Here is a 15779-nt window from a genome sequence, read left to right on the forward strand (position 1 = left end):
CAACCAAGAAAAGGAGAGCGCATGCAACGGTGCCGTTGGGTGGATGAATCAAAGCCAGATTACGTGGCTTATCATGACAATGAATGGGGCGTGCCTGTCCATGATGATAAGGTGTTGTTTGAATTTTTAATTCTCGAGTCCGCGCAGGCAGGGTTGAGTTGGTACACCATCTTAAAGCGTCGCGAGGGTTATCGCCGTGCGTTTGCAGGCTTTGACCCGCAGAAGGTCGCACAGTTTGATGCCAAAAAGGTTGAGCAACTGATGCAAGACGCCAGCATTATCCGCCACCGGCCGAAAATTGAAGCAGCAATTAACAACGCTCAGCGCTTTCTTGAGGTGCAAAAGGAGTTTGGCTCATTCAGTGCATTTATTTGGGGATACGTCCAAGGGGTGCCCGTCGATAATCGCAGTGAAGAGCGTCTCCCTGTGGCCACCACGCCATTGTCTGATCAACTGTCTAAAGAGATGAAAAAGCGTGGATTTAAGTTCTTGGGAAGTACGACGCTTTATGCGTATCTGCAAGCGGTTGGGGTAGTCTTCGATCATGATTTGGACTGTTTCTGCCGGGAGAAAACCACGATTCAACACGCATAAGCCAAGTGAACTCAGTAACGTACAAAAGTGAACGGAGTAACGTAAATAAGCAAAGGGGCTATCAAGCCCCTTTATCGTATCGGTATACTTTTAACGTTTCGCTTGTTGCTCTGCACGATGAAACTTTGGTATGCAATTCGAGCTAGCAACAATCACTCAAAACGATCACTCAAGGGATCAGAAGTTTGCCGTCAGTCCCACGTACCAAGAGCGAGGGTCGACGCTATAACCGCGCTGCGTCACGTCTAAATCATCATATTGTTCGTCGGTGAGGTTACGCACGCCAGCTCGGAGGCGCCACTCTTGCTGGAAGTGATAATTCATACCTAAATCGACGGTGGTCACCGCTGGGCGTGTGATGTCATCGCTCACGCTCAGAGTGGTATCGCCAATGTAATTCACACGAGCAAAGGTATCCAACCAGTCGGTCGCGTACCAAGTAAGTCGAGCGTTGGCTTTGTGCTTAGGTCGGTTCTCCAAGGTTTCACCGGTCTCTTTGTTTTCAGTATCGAGATAGGTGTAGGCGGCGTTCAGTTCCAAGCTTTCAGTGAGATTAATGTGGCCAGACAACTCAATCCCCTGAGTCATCGCTTTATTGATGTTCCAGTAGGTGTAAATCGGTTGGCCATCGGGGCCCGTGCCGACTTCACTGCCATCGGACAGATCTCGATCAATCAGGTTCTTAATATCATTTCTAAATACACTCGCTTCGACGCCCCAATCTTGCTCATTATAAATCGCGGAAACCTCATAGCTGACGCTGGTTTCTGGCTTCAAGTTCGGGTTACCACTGATTTGGCAACTGCCCTTACAGCTATTGATGATGTTTTCCGATGAAGTTTGCAATAGCGAAGGCGCGTTAAACGCTGAGCCCACACCCCCTTTAAGGGTCAATTTGTCGGTGACGGTATTGACTAAGTAAGCACGTGGGCTCCAGTGACTGCCATAGCTTTCATGAAAGTCCAAGCGAGTGCCGTATGTGAGGGTGTATGCGTCACCAAGCGCCCATTGGTCTTGCACGAAGAGCGCTTGTTCGTGCGCGTCTGCTTTACCGGTGACCGTCAAACTTTCAGGATTATCGAGTTCGGCGTAGCTCCATTCGCCGCCCATGGTTAGGGTGTGGTTGGCGATAAAGGTCGTAGCGTGACCGTAAAGCTGTTGATTGGTCTCAATGACATCGTTGACCGCCGTATCCGTATCGGCCGCGTCTTCACTGGTGACGGAATCACGGTTGTACCTAAGCTGAGCATCACCCCAGCTGAAGGCGCCATTGTAGGTGAGTGCTTGCATGTCGCGCTTGATGGTCGCGTCTGATTCGGTTAATCCCGAGGTAGATTCAATCACGCCTTGACGATCGTCATCATTGAATGCGAAATCGAAAGCGAGGTCATGATTGGGGTTGATGTACCATTGAAGGTTACCGCTCATGGCCAAGGTTTCACGCTCTTCTAGTGTTGTTGCATCTGCACGATCATACTCGCCACTGCGGCCGGAAGCGGTGCCATCGAAAGCGTGGTAAGCGTCACGGCCGCTTTTATTGATGGACAACGCGAGATAAAGTTCGTCGTCAATCAAAGCCCCCGAGGTGTTAAAGCCAACACTGTATTCGCTGCCCTTGTCATCATCTCGGTAGGCATAATCGGTGTTGATTTGAGATTGCCAGTCGTTAGTTGGTTGCTTAGTGATGACATTGATGACGCCGCCAAGGGCCTCTGAGCCATACAGTGCAGACATAGGTCCACGTATCACTTCAATTCTTTCAATGCTCTCTTTAGGAATGGTCGCTAAATCGAAGTCGTTACCTCGGAAAATAGCGTTAGAAGAGCTGAGTTTTCTGCCGTTAAGCAGGATCATGGTGAACTTGGTGTCCATACCACGAATTGAGATCTTTTTACGGCCTGCGCGCCCACCGTCCATTTGGCTCTCGACGCCAGCGACGTACTGAACCAAATCATTCAATGCGAGAGAAGGTTCGGCGATGATTTGCTCTTGGGTGATCACCGAGACTGAAGCGGGCGCTTTCGCCAGCGTGGTTTCGGTGCGCGTGGCAGTGATCACCATTTGTTCATCAAATTTTTCCGTTTCTTCGCCACTGGCCGCAAAAGTAGGGAGAGAAGACGCGACAAGCAGAGCGATGGGGGTTAACGTGAAACGATTCATGGAATGCACTTTATCCTTAATGTAATTACCAATGAGAATGGTTCGCATTACATATGCATGAGTGATAAAGTGCAATCAAAGTTTCATACGATTTTTACATGCTCGTTATTCAACTAATGAATAACCTGTGCGTTTTTTATTCTATTTCGCTTGCTCGTCATGCCGCCTAGCGACGTTTTTTTGCTCGTGATGATAGTGCTCACGAAATAGGTCACGTACCCAGACACACATGGGATCCAAGTGGTAGCGCTTGTGCCAATACAAGTAGATGTTTTGGTATGAGGACTTGATGGCATCGGGCACTTCTCGAGTCACTAAGCGCTTACCGGCCGCGACCTCCTCGGCGAACGGGGTCGGAAGATGAAAGATCAGATCCGTTTCCTGAGCGACATTGGCGGCAGCGTTAAAGTTGGTCAACATCACTGGTGTAGAGAGTTTTTCGTTTTTGGCCAGTAAGCCCAGCTCTCTAAATCGGGGCTCGATGGAGAGTGTTTTACCACCCTGGATGGATATTTGACCGAAATGGGCGTGGCGAAGGTCATCCACTGTGATAGGGCGCTTCGCCAATTCATGATCTTCGCTCATCAGCAGTCGGAAATCACGGGAACGGATGAACATGCGATACAGGTTTTGCTCGCTGTTGCTCGGTTCGATGGTTGAAAGAACAAAATGGACGTTACCTTCATTGAGCGCATCAAAATGACGTTTTGGCACCGTATCCAAATCGACAATCAGATTCGGCGCTAAGCGGCGAATACGACGTAGAATCGGTGGCAGTAACCAGTTGATTTGCGGAACCAATCCGAAAAACCGCACCGTTTGTTCCGACTCGTGTGGGATAAATTGTCCGCCATTGACAAAGCGTTCTAGTCGCTGGAGTAACCCGTCAAGCTCTTGCTGCAACTGAGTCGCTTTGGAGGTAAGTTCGTAGCCTTGGGACGTGCGAACCAGTAACTCATCGTTAAACAGTACGCGCAATTTGTTCAATGCGCGGCTGACGCTGGGTTGGCTCATATGGAGGGTCAGTGCGGTATTGGAGACGTGTTTTTCCTCCAGCAGGTGTTTCAAAATCACCAGCAAGTTTAAGTCAACCTTATCTAAATTCATTTTCTGCATAACCAGTATGGAAACTATCCTATTGACGGATTGATATTAGCTGATATTCTCAATCATAATCAAGAATCATTCTTGTTACCATTTGCGATATAGCCTTTTAGCTGCCAACTATTGGTGAGAAGAATGATTCAATATTTGAAGATGGAACAACACCTTAAACGTGGTGATGTCGTGAATCCTCAGTGATACATCCTGTCATTGAGTGTGGTTAGGTAAAGGTGGAACCTCCGTATGGCAAGGCTTAAGGCTTTTTCTTTAAACATGGTATTTTCTTGGAACATCGTATTGGGTTGTGCAGTTGCGCTGGCAAGTACATGGACAAGTGCGAAAACAATCGAACACAATTTGGGTAGCATTGAGATTGAAGGTCAGCCCAAACGCGTGGTAGTGCTTAGTTACGGCGCGTTGGATTTGCTCGATGAGTTGAATGTTGAAGTGGTGGGTGTGGTGAAGCAACTGATCCCAGAGCACCTTAGTCAATATCAAGCGGAGCAATATGCGTCGCTGGGCAGTTTGAAAGAACCCAATTTTGAAGCCATTTACATGGCGAAACCGGATTTGATCATTGCTGAAGGGCGCCAAGCGGAAATGTACTCTGCTTTGTCTGACATCGCGCCGACCTATATGTACCAAATTGACAGTGCGGATTACTGGACAACGACGCAGCATCACTGGCGTGTGATGGGGGATGTGTTTGGTCAATCCGAGCGTGTTGAGCAGATGATCGCAGACGTGCAAGCGCAGTTTGATGCCGTCGCGAAGAAAGCGCAGTCTGGTGAGTTCAGCGCGTTGACCGTGATGAACAATGGCAATCGCATTTCTATGTTTGGTCATCAAAGTCGTTTCTCGATTGTGTATGACGAGTTTGGTTTCCATACCAACGAAAGCAAAAATGTTGAGACCGTCGCTGCGACACACGGCAACTTGATCTCCTTTGAATACATCGCTGACGCCAAACCGGATGTAATGTTTATCCTTGATAGACAGCAGGCGATTGGCGCGGGCAATAATGTCTCTAAACAGCTGTTTGATAATGCTTTGGTCAACAACACACCCGCCGCCCAGCATGACCGCATTGTGTTTTTGGACCCTGCTGCGTGGTACTTGACCGCAGGGGGATACCACTCAACGCAAACCATGGTGGCCGACGTCGAAAAAGTGTTCCACTGAGCCTCTGACGTTTAAATTTTATCCTTGAGACAGCGACGGATGGTGTCGGCCATCCGTCTACTTTATGTAATGAATAACAAAATTCTCTTCGCAATACTTGGTTTGTGCACACTGAGTATTGCTTCTTTATTTGTGGGTGTGGCGACGATCAATTTGTCGTCTCTGATGGTTGGTGACAGTCACACGCTCGACATCATTGTGACCAGTCGGCTGCCAAGGCTGTTGGCGATAGGGCTTGCGGGCGCAGGGCTTAGTGTGGCGGGCTTGATCATGCAGCAGATTGTTCAAAACCGCTTTGCTGCCCCGTCGACCACGGGGACGGTTGACTGCGCTATGCTCGGCTACATTATCGGACTAGTGCTGTTCTCCGAGGCGCAAAGCTGGCTGCATCTCACCATCATTATGAGTTTTGCTCTGCTTGGAACGCTGATCTTTGTCCGTTTTATTCAAAAGCTGAAATTTAAGAACGCTATGCTGGTGCCATTGATTGGGATCATGTACGGCAATGTCGTCTCCTCTATGACCACCTTTATTGCTTACAAATACGATTTGGTGCAAACCCTAGGCTCATGGACAGTGGCCAATTTCGCGTCCGTTCTCAAAGGCAATTATGAAGTGCTTTATCTTGCTGTCCCGACGTCGATCTTGGCCTACCTCTACGCGAGTCGGTTTAGCGCGGCGAGCATTGGGGAGAGCTTTGCGAGAAATATCGGTCTCAACTATCAACGAATCGTCACTGTGGGCGTACTGCTGGTGGCGGTGTTGTCCTCTTCTGTGGTGATGATCGTCGGCGTGATTCCCTTTCTAGGTTTGATTGTGCCTAATGTGGTGTCACTGTTTATGGGCGATAACATGCGCCGCAATCTCCCCTGGACAGCGTATTGGGGGGTGTTGCTTGTGCTGATCTGTGATGTGCTAGGACGAGTGATCATTTTCCCTTATGAGGTACCGATTTCGATGATCATCAGCATCCTAGGCGGGGCCATTTTCGTGACACTGATTCTAAGGGATAAGAGCAATGCGTAATGGCGTAAAAATGGCGTTGCTGGCGGCCTTGTCACTGCTGTTTATCGGTTACTTTTTGGGGAAAGGGCTGACCGTCGACAACTATCAGTTTTTCTTGTCGCGTCGCATCCCTAAAGTGCTGGCGATTGTGATTGCGGCGGTGGCGATTGCCTCGTCGTCTTTGGTGTTTCAGACCATCACCAACAATCGAATCCTCACCCCCAGTATTCTCGGCTTCGACTCGTTGTATGTGATGATTCAGGTCTTGCTGGTGGTGACGTTGGGCAGTATGAGTGTGTGGGTGGTGAACAGCGGCATCAACTTTTTGCTCTCCACGTCGATTATGTTGTTGCTCGCCATGACGCTGTTTGGCTTTTACTTCAAAAAGGCGCAGCGAAACCTGTTTACCTTGCTGCTGATTGGCGTGGTGTTGAGCAGTCTATTTAGCAGCGTCACCGGCTTCTTCACTATGATTGTCGATCCCGATGAATTTATCATGATTCAGGGGTCTATGTTCGCGAGTTTCAATAACATCAACGGTGACTTGGTCTACTGGAGTCTGTTGCCTCTCTCTTTGAGCGCGGCGTACCTCTTTTATCTCTCTCCACAGTTGGACGTTTTTTGGCTTGGAGAGGCGAACGCGAAAAGTCTCGGTGTCGATACCCAAAAGCTGACGATGAGGGTGATGTTTGCCATCACCATTTTGGTTTCCATTTCCACAGTGTTGGTCGGTCCGGTGCTGTTTTTTGGTCTGATAGTGGTGGCACTGACGCGCGAGTTGTTTCGCGCCTATCAGCATCGAGTGTTACTGGTTGGTGCCAGTTTGCTGTCGATTGTCATGTTGGTAGGTGGGCAGTGGATGGTTGAGAACCTATTAGATTTTCAAACCACGATTAGTGTCATCATCAACTTTGTCGGTGGTGCCTATTTCTTAATGTTGTTGAGCAGAGAAAAACTCAGTTAAGGCGAGCAAAATGATTACCATCCGTGGATTAAGTAAACAATACGACGAACAGTATGTGGTCAACAATGCTGATGCTTTGTTCCCTCTCGGGGAGGTGACGAGCATTATCGGCCCAAATGGAGCGGGAAAAAGTACGCTGCTTGCTATGGCGAGCCGCTTGACCGACAGTGATGCTGGAACGGTTGTGATTGGCGACAAGCCACTCAATCAATGGGAAACCCAAGAGCTTGCTAAGCATCTTGCGGTGCTGCGCCAATCCAACAACATTAATATGCGATTTACGGTGCGTGAGTTGGTCGCCTTTGGCCGTTTCCCCTACTCACAAGGACGGTTGACCAAAGCGGATCAGTCGGTCATTGACGATGCGTTGGCGCAATTGGAGATCACTGATATTCAAGATCGTTTTATCGATCAGCTGTCAGGCGGGCAACGTCAGATGGCGTTTATCGCTATGGTCGTTGCTCAAGATACCGACTACGTATTTTTAGACGAGCCACTGAACAACCTCGACATCAAACACTCGGTCGATATGATGCAGTCATTGAAGCGTCTCGCGCATAAAAATAACAAAGCGATTGTGATTGTGATTCACGATATCAATTTCGCTTCCTGCTATTCGGATAACATTATTGCGATGAAAAAGGGGCATGTGGTGAAAAGCGGCCCAACGCAGGAAGTGATTCAAGAGTCGGTATTAAGTGATATTTACGAGCTGCCTTTCACGATTCGTGAAGTCGATGGCAATCGTATTTGTATGTATTATCAAGGATGACACTTTTAGTGAATCACTCTCGCTGCATCATCCATAAAACAAAAGCGCCTTCGTGGCGCTTTTGTCATATTGGCTGCTTGGTATTTGTCACTGAGCCGCTTTTTCGGCAATGAGAGCATTGTAGCGCTGAAAACCCGCCTCCAGATCGGCCAACAGATCGTCAACGTCTTCAAGACCAATGTGGACACGAATCAAGGTGCCAGTGAAGTTCGGGTTGGCTACCGTGCGTAAACTGTTAAAACTCTTTGGCTCGTTGGCTAAAATCAAACTTTCAAATCCACCCCATGAGTAGCCCATACTGAAATGCGTCATTCCATCGAGTAGGGCGGTGGTGGCTCTTGGGTAACTGGTTTTGAGTACAAAGGAAAACAACCCGTTGCCGCCGGTAAAGTCACGGGCAAAAAACTCATGACCCGGACAGGTATCGAGCGCAGGGTGGCGAACGTGATCCACTTCTGGACGATTGGCCAGCCACTGGGCGACTTTCAGACTGTTCTGCGCATGCTGTTTTAGTCTCACATCCAGCGTGCGAATGCCGCGCAGACCTAGATAAGCATCATCCGGCGAGACACATTGCCCCATCAAATAGCTTTGCTCACGTAACTGATCCCAGTACTTTTCATTTGCCACCGCGGTACCTAGCATGACGTCCGAGTGACCAACGATGTATTTGGTTGCCGCCTGAATCGAAATGTCGACCCCATGTTCAAACGGTGAGAAGTGGACGCCCGCTGACCAAGTGTTGTCGAGCATCACAATGATATCGTGTTTATGCGCAATTTCGGCGAGCGTCGGGACATCCTGCACTTCCATGGTGATTGAGCCTGGAGACTCGAGAAATAGCACTTTGGTGTTAGGTTGGATAAGTGATTCGATCTCTTCGCCAATCATAGGGTCAAAGTAGGTCGTCGAGACGCCCATCTTCTTCATGATGGTGTTACAGAAATCACGTGTCGGTTCGTAACAGGTATCCACCATAAGAATATGATCGCCAGTCTCGACAAAAGAGAGAATCGCGTTGGAGATGGCGGCCGTACCGCAGGGGAACAGCGCACACCCTGCGCCACCTTCAATCTCGACCATCGCATCTTGAAAGGCAAAATGGGTGTGAGTACCACGACGACCATAGAAGAGGGTTTTGTTCGCGCGGTTGACCATGGCGTGATGTTTTTCCGCAACGGTGTCGAACACCACGGTTGAGGCGCGTTGCACGGGTGGGTTGACCACGCCGTTGGTCCATTTTTTGTCACGACCTGCGGTGACGAATTTTGTTTGTTTGCCCTCTGACATCTTAAGTCCTTGTCTTTGCTGCGTTGCCAATGAAACGAACCTCTATTTAAAACATGGCGAGCGGCAATGATCAAGCCTTATAACAGTGGGTTAAACAAGTAGAAGATACGCTCTAAGAAGCGGGAATAGAGAGAGCGCTCGTTCCACTGCTCTAACTCCACCTTATAGGCACTCTCGATGTAGCTTTGCTGTAACCAATACATCTCTTTAGTAAACGCCACGTCATCGATGGCAAGGGTCAACTCGAAGTTAAGCCATAAGCTGCGCATGTCCATATTGACGGTGCCAACCAAACAGAACTGCTCGTCGATCACGACCGATTTGGTGTGCAATAACCCCCCATAGAACTCAAAAATCGACACACCCGCTTGCATCAATTCAGCGTAGAAGCCGCGAGATGCCCACTGCACCATCAGTGAGTCATTTTTGTGTGGAATGATGAGTTCTACTTTGACGCCTCGCTGAGCGGTCATCTTCAAGGTTTCCAACAAATCGGCGCTCGGGACGAAGTAAGGCGTCGTAATGCGCACGGATTGGTTGGCTTGATTGATCGCCAAGGTTAAAACTTGGGAGATCAAATGCTCAGGCATCCCGGGACCAGAAGGGACCACTTGCACAGGGTGCTGGGTCTGCCTGTCATCTATTCGGCATTCTGGAATGGAGGGTAAGCTGCGCTGGCCGGTTTCCACTTCCCAATCCCAGCAATGGATGGCAGAGAGGACATTGACGGTGGGGCCAGTGATGCGGATCATGATGTCGATCCACTGACCGACACCGGAATCTTGTTTGAAATGGGCAGGATCGACCAGATTCATCGAACCGGTATACGCCACTTTTTCATCAATAACGATGATCTTGCGATGTTGGCGCAAATCGAGGCGACGCAGAAAAATACGCCACGGGCTCACTTCGAGCGCCTGAACCACCTCGACGCCTGCTTGTTTCATCATGGTGTGCCAATCACTGCTAAAAAAGCGCGGGCTGCCTGCGGAATCGAGCAACACTTTGACATTTACGCCTCGCTTTGCCGCGCGAATAAGGGCAGAGGCGACAGAGTCGGCGAGCCCACCGGGGTGCCAAATGTAAAACACCATTCGAATGCTCGATTGAGCGTGTTCGATATCCTCTATGATGGAGCGCAATATCTCATTGGGTGAACTCTGCAGAGATAATGAGTTGCCTGATAAGGCGGGCAAACCGAGGCGATTATTGCACAGTTCGTCAATGCGGGTGATGTGGCGGCCAAACATCTCAGGGGAGTGTGCATGGCAATCATTGAGTTTTGAGAACCAAGTTGCAAAGGGAGCGAGCATCTCTTTCGCCCGTTCGGCGCGTTTTCTACCTAAGTTAAGTTCGCCAAACAAGAAATAGCACCCAACGCCCACCACGGGAAGAATATAAATGATCATCAACCATGCTAACGATACGCTGACAGCGCGCCGTTTATGGACGACACGAAGCGTGACGCCAGCAACAAGTATCCAATAGAGTACGATCCCCGCGAGGGTGAGGAACTGGTAAAATTTATCCATCAATTAACCTAAGACTGCAATAGCTTGTCCATCTTACTTCGAGCCCCGTTTTCCAACAAGCGTTTGAAAGTTTGCTATGGACACAAATGCATAACATTTATGAATGTGTAATAGGGTAGAGAACGGCTTATATACCAGACTGGTTTCGTATAGCGAAACAGAACGATTGTGTTAGAGAATTGTAAAACGAAGACACAAGCATGCGCGCTAGGTCAAAAAAGCAGCATTTAACTGCGCAAGTTACAAATATGTTGGTAATTTGTACTTGGCAGGGCTTCCAATTTTACTGGTAAACTGGTTTACTTACCACAACGTTAGCGTCACTCTAAATTCTTAAAAGTGTAAAAAATAATATACACATAACTTTTAAAGACGCCTAACAGAAGCATACACAACATCAATCAAGTTTTAATGGAGTAACCGTGGCTACATCAAGTTCATCAGCCCGTGATACGTGGGGGTCTAAATTAGGCTTCATCATGGCCGCAGCAGGTTCTGCTGTTGGTTTGGGTAACATCTGGAAGTTTCCTTACACTGCTGGGGAAAGCGGCGGCGGCGCGTTCGTTGCGATTTACCTAGTGTTCGTTATTGTTATCGGTTTCAGCGTCATGCTGACAGAATTTGCGATCGGTCGTAAGACGGGTCTTTCTGCGGTTGGCGCGTTCAAGTCAACAGACCGTCGCTGGGCCTTTACCGGCGTATTGGGTGTGTTCAGTGGTCTATTGATCATGGGCTTCTACCCAGTCGTTGGTGGTTGGGCGTTAGCATACGTGTTTAAAGTCGGTGGTGGTCTACTGAGCACACCGGACGCGATTGGCAGCAGCTTTGGTGGTTTCATCTCTGATCCTGTTCAGCCTCTCCTTTGGATGGCGGTTTACCTTTTCCTAAACATCATGATCGTTATCAAAGGTATCTCTGGTGGTATCGAAAAAGCAGGCAAAATTCTTATGCCGTTGCTTTTCTTAATCCTCATCGTGGTTTCGGTGCGTGGCCTTATGCTACCAGGCGCGACAGCGGGTCTTGAGTTCCTATTTAGCCCTGATTTCTCGAAAGTTGACAGCAACGTAGTACTTGCAGCACTAGGTCAAGCGTTCTTCTCGCTCAGCTTGGGTATGGGTGCAATGCTGACGTACGGCTCTTATTTGAAGAAGAAAGAGAATCTAGTACAGAACACGGCTATCGTTACTGCGATGGACACCGGTGTTGCTATCCTTGCCGGTATCGCCATGTTCCCAGCAATGTTTGCTTTCGGTATGGAGCCAGCAGCGGGCCCAGGTCTAGTATTTGTGGTTGTACCTCAACTGTTTGCTGAAATGGGTGGTGTCGTAGGTCTATTGCTTGCTCTGGCGTTCTTCATTGGTCTAACAGTGGCGGCTTTGACTTCTTCCGTTTCTCTACTTGAAGTGGTTGTGTCTTACCTTATCGATGAAAAAGGTCTGAAGCGTTCAACAGCGGTAATTGGTTCAGGCGCTGTAATGGCGACACTATGCATCATTGCATCGCTTTCTCTTGGTGGCGTCGGTCCTACACTGTTTGATACCGGTGCGTTTGACATCTTCGATCTACTAACGGATAAAATCTTCCTAGCAGTGGGTGGTATGTTGATCTGTATCTTCGCAGGCTGGAGACTGAACCGTGACGACCTGAAGAAAGAAATCACCAACGATGGCGAAGTGTCTTTCCCACTATTCGGTCTATGGTACAACCTAGTGAAATTCGTTATCCCTGTTGCTATCGCGATTGTTGCCTTCATGGGTATCAAATCTGGTTTTGATAGCGGTAAAGGCGAAATCATGCTGCTGGGTATCGGTATCATCGCATTGGCGGGTATCTTCTCTAAGAAGTTGTAATCGCTAAGCGTTGACCTGATAAACAAAAACCTCCCTCTGGGAGGTTTTTTGCTATTTCGCTTTCGCCTCAAATCGGTATACTCGCCTTTCCAAGTAAAGGCCCGTCTATGTTTGATATTCTACACACTCACCCAGACTTTCTTATCATCAACAAACACCCCGGTGTCTCCGTACACAAAGACGACGGTGATACGCTGCTTCTGCAAGCTATCGCGAGTCTCTCGGGGGATGACAAACTCTATCTTATCCATCGCCTTGACAAGATGACCTCCGGGTTATTGCTTCTAGGTAGAAACAGTCAGGCCGCGAGTGAGCTATCAGCGCTGTTTGCGAAACGAACGGTGAGTAAGTTTTATCTGGCAATCGGCAGCAAAAAACCAAAAAAGAAGCAGGGATTGATCAGTGGTGACATGACGCGATCGCGCCGAGCAAGTTGGAAGTTAATCAATACACAGTGTAACCCAGCGCTGACACAGTTTTTCTCTGCCGCGGCGATGCCTGGCGAGCGTCTGTTTTTGTGTAAGCCACATACTGGAAAAACTCATCAGATTCGGGTAGCGCTAAAATCTATTGGCTCGGCCATTGTGGGTGATCCAATCTATAATGCCAGCTCCCAAGCCGATAGAGGCTACTTACACGCGTTTGCGCTCGGCTTTGACTATCAAGGTGAGCGCTACCAGTTTGTCTGTGACCCACGCGAGCACGAGACGCTGGGGAATAAATGGCGTGAGGCACCAGTATCACAAACTATCGACGCTTGGCTTACGCCTTGGACACTCAACTGGCCAACCATTAAATAACGGCTAATCAAATAACGGATAACGACCTATGCAATTACTGCCCATTGAATCATTGATCACACAGTTGACCCATGCGATGTCAGAGGCGAGCGATGAAGTTCGACGTCTATTTCACGGTCGCGGACGTCAGTATGAAGGGCTAGAGCAAATCACCTGTGATTGGGTCAATGGTCAGTTGATGGTGAACCTGTTTAAACCTGTCAGCGACGAGAGTTTGCAGGCACTTAAAGCGGCGCTTATCGCCATGGCCGAGCGCGATATTTGGCGTGAAAAATGCGGGCGTTCAGTGGTGATTCAACACCGATACAGTGAAGGTGCGCCTACGGAAGTGTTGTTCGGTGAGTTAGACCGTCACCCTGTGGTGGTGGAATCTGGACTGAAGTATCAGCTCGATATTGGTCGAAATCAAAACTTCGGGTTGTTTCTCGATATGCGCTTTGGCCGGGATTGGGTCAAAGCGAACGCGCGCCATAAAAACGTGCTTAACTTGTTTGCTTATACCTGTGGCTTCTCCGTCGCCGCTATAGAAGGCGGCGCCGATCACGTGGTCAACGTCGATATGGCTAAGGCGTCATTGAGCAAAGGACGAGATAACCATAGACTCAATGGCCACAATCTCAATCAAGTGAAGTTCTTGGCCCATGACATCTTCAAATCGTGGGGAAAAATCAAGAAAAGTGGTCCGTTTGATTTAGTGATTATCGATCCACCTTCGTTTCAAAAAGGCAGTTTCGCACTGACGAAAGATTACCAAAAGATCTTGCGTCGCTTGCCCGATTTATTGGCGCAAGACGGTGAGGTGCTGGCGTGTGTCAACTCACCGCAAGTCACAAGCCAATTCCTTATTGATGGTATGCAAAGTGAGGCGCCGCAACTATCGTTTGTTGAGCGCCTAGCGAACCCGCCTGAATTTGCCGATGTCGACGATGAGGCCGCGCTGAAAGTACTGCGTTTTCGCTAACGCCTAGTTATCGAATAATAGAGCTATCGAACGGTCATTGAAGCCCTGATTTTCAAGCGAGGGTTCGCAGTAAGTTGATGACTTCAAGATGCCTGCTTTATGGCGCTGACTTCAGTGTATGGAAGCCAGAATAAATCCGTGTGAAGGTGGTAAACCAGCATGCTGCGCCAAACACATAGGCTATCAGGGCGAAGTGTTCAGGTAATAGGCAGAACAGAATAAAACAGGCGATGGTCTCTGTACCTTCCGTTAACCCACTCATGTAGTAGAGCGACTTGTGAGAGTAGATCGGGTTCTCAATACCTCGTTTACTTGCCAAAACGGCGAAGGCGAGAAAACTTGAGCCGGTGCCGATGAATGAGAAAATCAAAAACGCTCCCGCAACGGCGTTCTGTTCTGGGTTGGCCAATACAAAACCAAATGGCACTAAAGAGTAGAACAGAAAATCGAGGCTGATGTCTAAAAATCCACCCGCATCGGTGATCCCTTGTCTACGTGCCAGCGCGCCATCTAAGCCATCACAGAGTCGATTGAGGACGATGAAAAACAGTGCCAAGTCGTAGCGAGAAACGATCAGCGCTGGCAAAGCCAAAACGCCAAGTAAAAATCCACATAGTGTGGTTTGGTTGGCCGTTACACCAAGCTTATCCAATCCCTTAGCCGCAAGGGTTAGCGGTGTGCGTATCACGCGAATACTCACTCTATCGAGCATGATTATTTCCCCCAACGCCAATGCAAAATACGTCCCTCTGGCGGCACATCTTGTTCATCGTGGGTGACCAGTAGCGTGGGGATGCGCGCTTTGCTTAGCTGTGAAAAGACCCAGTCACGAAACTGGACTCTGAGTTGTTGATCGAGTTTGCTAAACGGCTCATCAAGTAGCGCCAATTTAGGCTTGGCCAGCAACATGCGGATCAGGCTGACACGAGCACGCTGACCACCAGAAATATGCTCAGGATATTGGTTCGCTAACGCGTCCAAGCCGACACTCTGAAGGGCTTGCAGTGCGTCTTTTTTTCGTTGCTGACCTTTAATTTGATTGGGCAGAGCAAAGGCGAGGTTTTGCCAAACATTAAGGTGAGGAAACAAGAGATCATCTTGAAATAAAATCCCTACTTCTCGCTGGTGGGCCTCAACCTGATTGATCTCTCGCTCATCAAGAATGATCTCTCCTTGCGCCTGAAAGTCATCACTGAGGTGACCCGCAATCAAATTCAGTAGTGTCGACTTTCCACAGCCGCTAGGGCCCATGACACAGACGACTTCACCATTTTCTATCGTTAAATCAAGGTCATGCAGTAGTGCCTCTCCTTGTCGATTATGGATGGCGAGGTTTTTGAGATAGAGCGTCATGAGTGGAATCTTCCTTTACAGCATTGGATGTGATAGTGGCGCTTACGGCGCTTTCTGATACTCGGCGTGTTGTTCTCCGGGTGACAGCGCGGCTCAACAGCAAGGCACCACTAAAAAAGACAAAGGGTAGTAAGGCTTGCCAGATTGCGTAAATGGCGGTGACACGGCGATCAAAGCCACTGGAAAGTGCCACAGCTTCGGTGGTGATCGTC

14 protein-coding genes and 1 pseudogene are annotated in these 15779 nt (G+C 48.9%); 8 read left to right on the plus strand and 7 right to left on the minus strand.

Annotation, left to right across the window (positions count from 1 at the left end):
- Window positions 1–21: 21 nt before the first annotated feature.
- Complete coding sequence (locus tag AC6R1O_RS04350; RefSeq protein ID WP_500631608.1) at window positions 22–594, plus strand: DNA-3-methyladenine glycosylase I; 573 nt, start codon at window positions 22–24, stop codon at window positions 592–594.
- 177 nt (window positions 595–771) lie between these two features.
- Here the strand turns inward: AC6R1O_RS04350 and AC6R1O_RS04355 are convergent, their stop codons facing one another.
- A complete protein-coding gene (locus AC6R1O_RS04355; RefSeq protein WP_500632611.1) occupies window positions 772–2754 on the minus strand; it encodes a TonB-dependent receptor domain-containing protein in 1983 nt (660 codons plus the stop codon).
- Window positions 2755–2895: 141 nt separating this feature from the next.
- Window positions 2896–3861: a LysR family transcriptional regulator gene (locus tag AC6R1O_RS04360; protein ID WP_500632610.1), complete on the minus strand. Its 966-nt coding sequence runs from the start codon at window positions 3859–3861 to the stop codon at window positions 2896–2898.
- 270 nt (window positions 3862–4131) lie between these two features.
- Between AC6R1O_RS04360 and AC6R1O_RS04365 the strand changes: the two genes are divergently transcribed.
- The 4 genes from AC6R1O_RS04365 to AC6R1O_RS04380 all read left to right on the plus strand — a co-directional run bounded on the left by AC6R1O_RS04365 (window position 4132) and on the right by AC6R1O_RS04380 (window position 7781).
- Window positions 4132–5040 carry a siderophore ABC transporter substrate-binding protein gene (locus tag AC6R1O_RS04365; protein ID WP_500631695.1) on the plus strand — a complete coding sequence of 303 codons (909 nt, stop codon included), beginning with the start codon at window positions 4132–4134 and terminating at the stop codon, window positions 5038–5040.
- 69 nt (window positions 5041–5109) lie between these two features.
- The gene (locus AC6R1O_RS04370) at window positions 5110–6066 is read left to right on the plus strand and encodes an ABC transporter permease (RefSeq protein WP_500631605.1); all 957 of its coding nucleotides are present in this window, start codon (window positions 5110–5112) and stop codon (window positions 6064–6066) included.
- On the plus strand, window positions 6059–7009 hold the full coding sequence (locus AC6R1O_RS04375) for an iron chelate uptake ABC transporter family permease subunit (protein ID WP_500632609.1): 951 nt from the start codon (window positions 6059–6061) through the stop codon (window positions 7007–7009). Before AC6R1O_RS04370 ends, AC6R1O_RS04375 begins: the two co-directional genes overlap by 8 nt.
- A gap of 10 nt (window positions 7010–7019) precedes the next feature.
- Window positions 7020–7781, plus strand: a complete 762-nt coding sequence (locus AC6R1O_RS04380) for an iron ABC transporter ATP-binding protein (RefSeq protein ID WP_487902069.1) — start codon at window positions 7020–7022, stop codon at window positions 7779–7781.
- Between the two features lie 87 nt (window positions 7782–7868).
- Here the strand turns inward: AC6R1O_RS04380 and AC6R1O_RS04385 are convergent, their stop codons facing one another.
- Both AC6R1O_RS04385 and cls read right to left on the minus strand, forming a co-directional pair.
- Window positions 7869–9071 (minus strand): cystathionine beta-lyase, encoded by a 1203-nt coding sequence (locus tag AC6R1O_RS04385; RefSeq protein ID WP_500632608.1) that lies wholly within the window; start codon window positions 9069–9071, stop codon window positions 7869–7871.
- Between the two features lie 77 nt (window positions 9072–9148).
- Window positions 9149–10603, minus strand: a complete 1455-nt coding sequence (gene cls, locus AC6R1O_RS04390; RefSeq protein ID WP_500646184.1) for a cardiolipin synthase — start codon at window positions 10601–10603, stop codon at window positions 9149–9151.
- Between the two features lie 422 nt (window positions 10604–11025).
- Between cls and AC6R1O_RS04395 the strand changes: the two genes are divergently transcribed.
- From AC6R1O_RS04395 to AC6R1O_RS04405, 3 genes are all read left to right on the plus strand, one after another.
- Entirely contained in the window at window positions 11026–12453 is a 1428-nt protein-coding gene (locus tag AC6R1O_RS04395) for a sodium-dependent transporter (protein ID WP_500631601.1), read from the plus strand.
- 107 nt (window positions 12454–12560) lie between these two features.
- Window positions 12561–13253 carry a TIGR01621 family pseudouridine synthase gene (locus AC6R1O_RS04400; RefSeq protein ID WP_500632485.1) on the plus strand — a complete coding sequence of 231 codons (693 nt, stop codon included), beginning with the start codon at window positions 12561–12563 and terminating at the stop codon, window positions 13251–13253.
- Window positions 13254–13329: 76 nt separating this feature from the next.
- The gene (locus AC6R1O_RS04405; RefSeq protein ID WP_500632491.1) at window positions 13330–14214 is read left to right on the plus strand and encodes a class I SAM-dependent methyltransferase; all 885 of its coding nucleotides are present in this window, start codon (window positions 13330–13332) and stop codon (window positions 14212–14214) included.
- A 97-nt stretch (window positions 14215–14311) separates the two neighbouring features.
- Here the strand turns inward: AC6R1O_RS04405 and AC6R1O_RS04410 are convergent, their stop codons facing one another.
- The 3 genes and pseudogenes from AC6R1O_RS04410 to AC6R1O_RS04420 all read right to left on the minus strand — a co-directional run.
- A complete protein-coding gene (locus tag AC6R1O_RS04410) occupies window positions 14312–14926 on the minus strand; it encodes a CDP-alcohol phosphatidyltransferase family protein (RefSeq protein WP_500632484.1) in 615 nt (204 codons plus the stop codon).
- Window positions 14927–14928: 2 nt separating this feature from the next.
- Window positions 14929–15567, minus strand: a complete 639-nt coding sequence (locus AC6R1O_RS04415; protein WP_500632483.1) for an ATP-binding cassette domain-containing protein — start codon at window positions 15565–15567, stop codon at window positions 14929–14931.
- A pseudogene (locus tag AC6R1O_RS04420) lies at window positions 15533–15779 on the minus strand (thiamine ABC transporter permease); the annotation flags it as partial. The gene AC6R1O_RS04415 and the pseudogene AC6R1O_RS04420, both read right to left, overlap by 35 nt.

Source organism: Vibrio sp. R11-SG3-ISO3-SZ (assembly GCF_059834345.1).

Excerpts from the sequence above, each read along its gene's own strand:
- AC6R1O_RS04410 (WP_500632484.1), bottom strand. The coding sequence starts at position 14,926 with ATGCTCGATAGAGTGAGTATTCGCGTGATACGCACACCGCTAACCCTT.
- AC6R1O_RS04370 (WP_500631605.1), top strand. The coding sequence starts at position 5,110 with ATGAATAACAAAATTCTCTTCGCAATACTTGGTTTGTGCACACTGAGT.
- AC6R1O_RS04375 (WP_500632609.1), top strand. The coding sequence starts at position 6,059 with ATGCGTAATGGCGTAAAAATGGCGTTGCTGGCGGCCTTGTCACTGCTG.
- cls (WP_500646184.1), bottom strand. The coding sequence starts at position 10,603 with ATGGATAAATTTTACCAGTTCCTCACCCTCGCGGGGATCGTACTCTAT.
- AC6R1O_RS04360 (WP_500632610.1), bottom strand. The coding sequence starts at position 3,861 with ATGAATTTAGATAAGGTTGACTTAAACTTGCTGGTGATTTTGAAACAC.
- AC6R1O_RS04405 (WP_500632491.1), top strand. The coding sequence starts at position 13,330 with ATGTCAGAGGCGAGCGATGAAGTTCGACGTCTATTTCACGGTCGCGGA.
- AC6R1O_RS04385 (WP_500632608.1), bottom strand. The coding sequence starts at position 9,071 with ATGTCAGAGGGCAAACAAACAAAATTCGTCACCGCAGGTCGTGACAAA.
- AC6R1O_RS04365 (WP_500631695.1), top strand. The coding sequence starts at position 4,132 with ATGGTATTTTCTTGGAACATCGTATTGGGTTGTGCAGTTGCGCTGGCA.
- AC6R1O_RS04380 (WP_487902069.1), top strand. The coding sequence starts at position 7,020 with ATGATTACCATCCGTGGATTAAGTAAACAATACGACGAACAGTATGTG.
- AC6R1O_RS04400 (WP_500632485.1), top strand. The coding sequence starts at position 12,561 with ATGTTTGATATTCTACACACTCACCCAGACTTTCTTATCATCAACAAA.
- AC6R1O_RS04355 (WP_500632611.1), bottom strand. The coding sequence starts at position 2,754 with ATGAATCGTTTCACGTTAACCCCCATCGCTCTGCTTGTCGCGTCTTCT.
- AC6R1O_RS04415 (WP_500632483.1), bottom strand. The coding sequence starts at position 15,567 with ATGACGCTCTATCTCAAAAACCTCGCCATCCATAATCGACAAGGAGAG.
- AC6R1O_RS04350 (WP_500631608.1), top strand. The coding sequence starts at position 22 with ATGCAACGGTGCCGTTGGGTGGATGAATCAAAGCCAGATTACGTGGCT.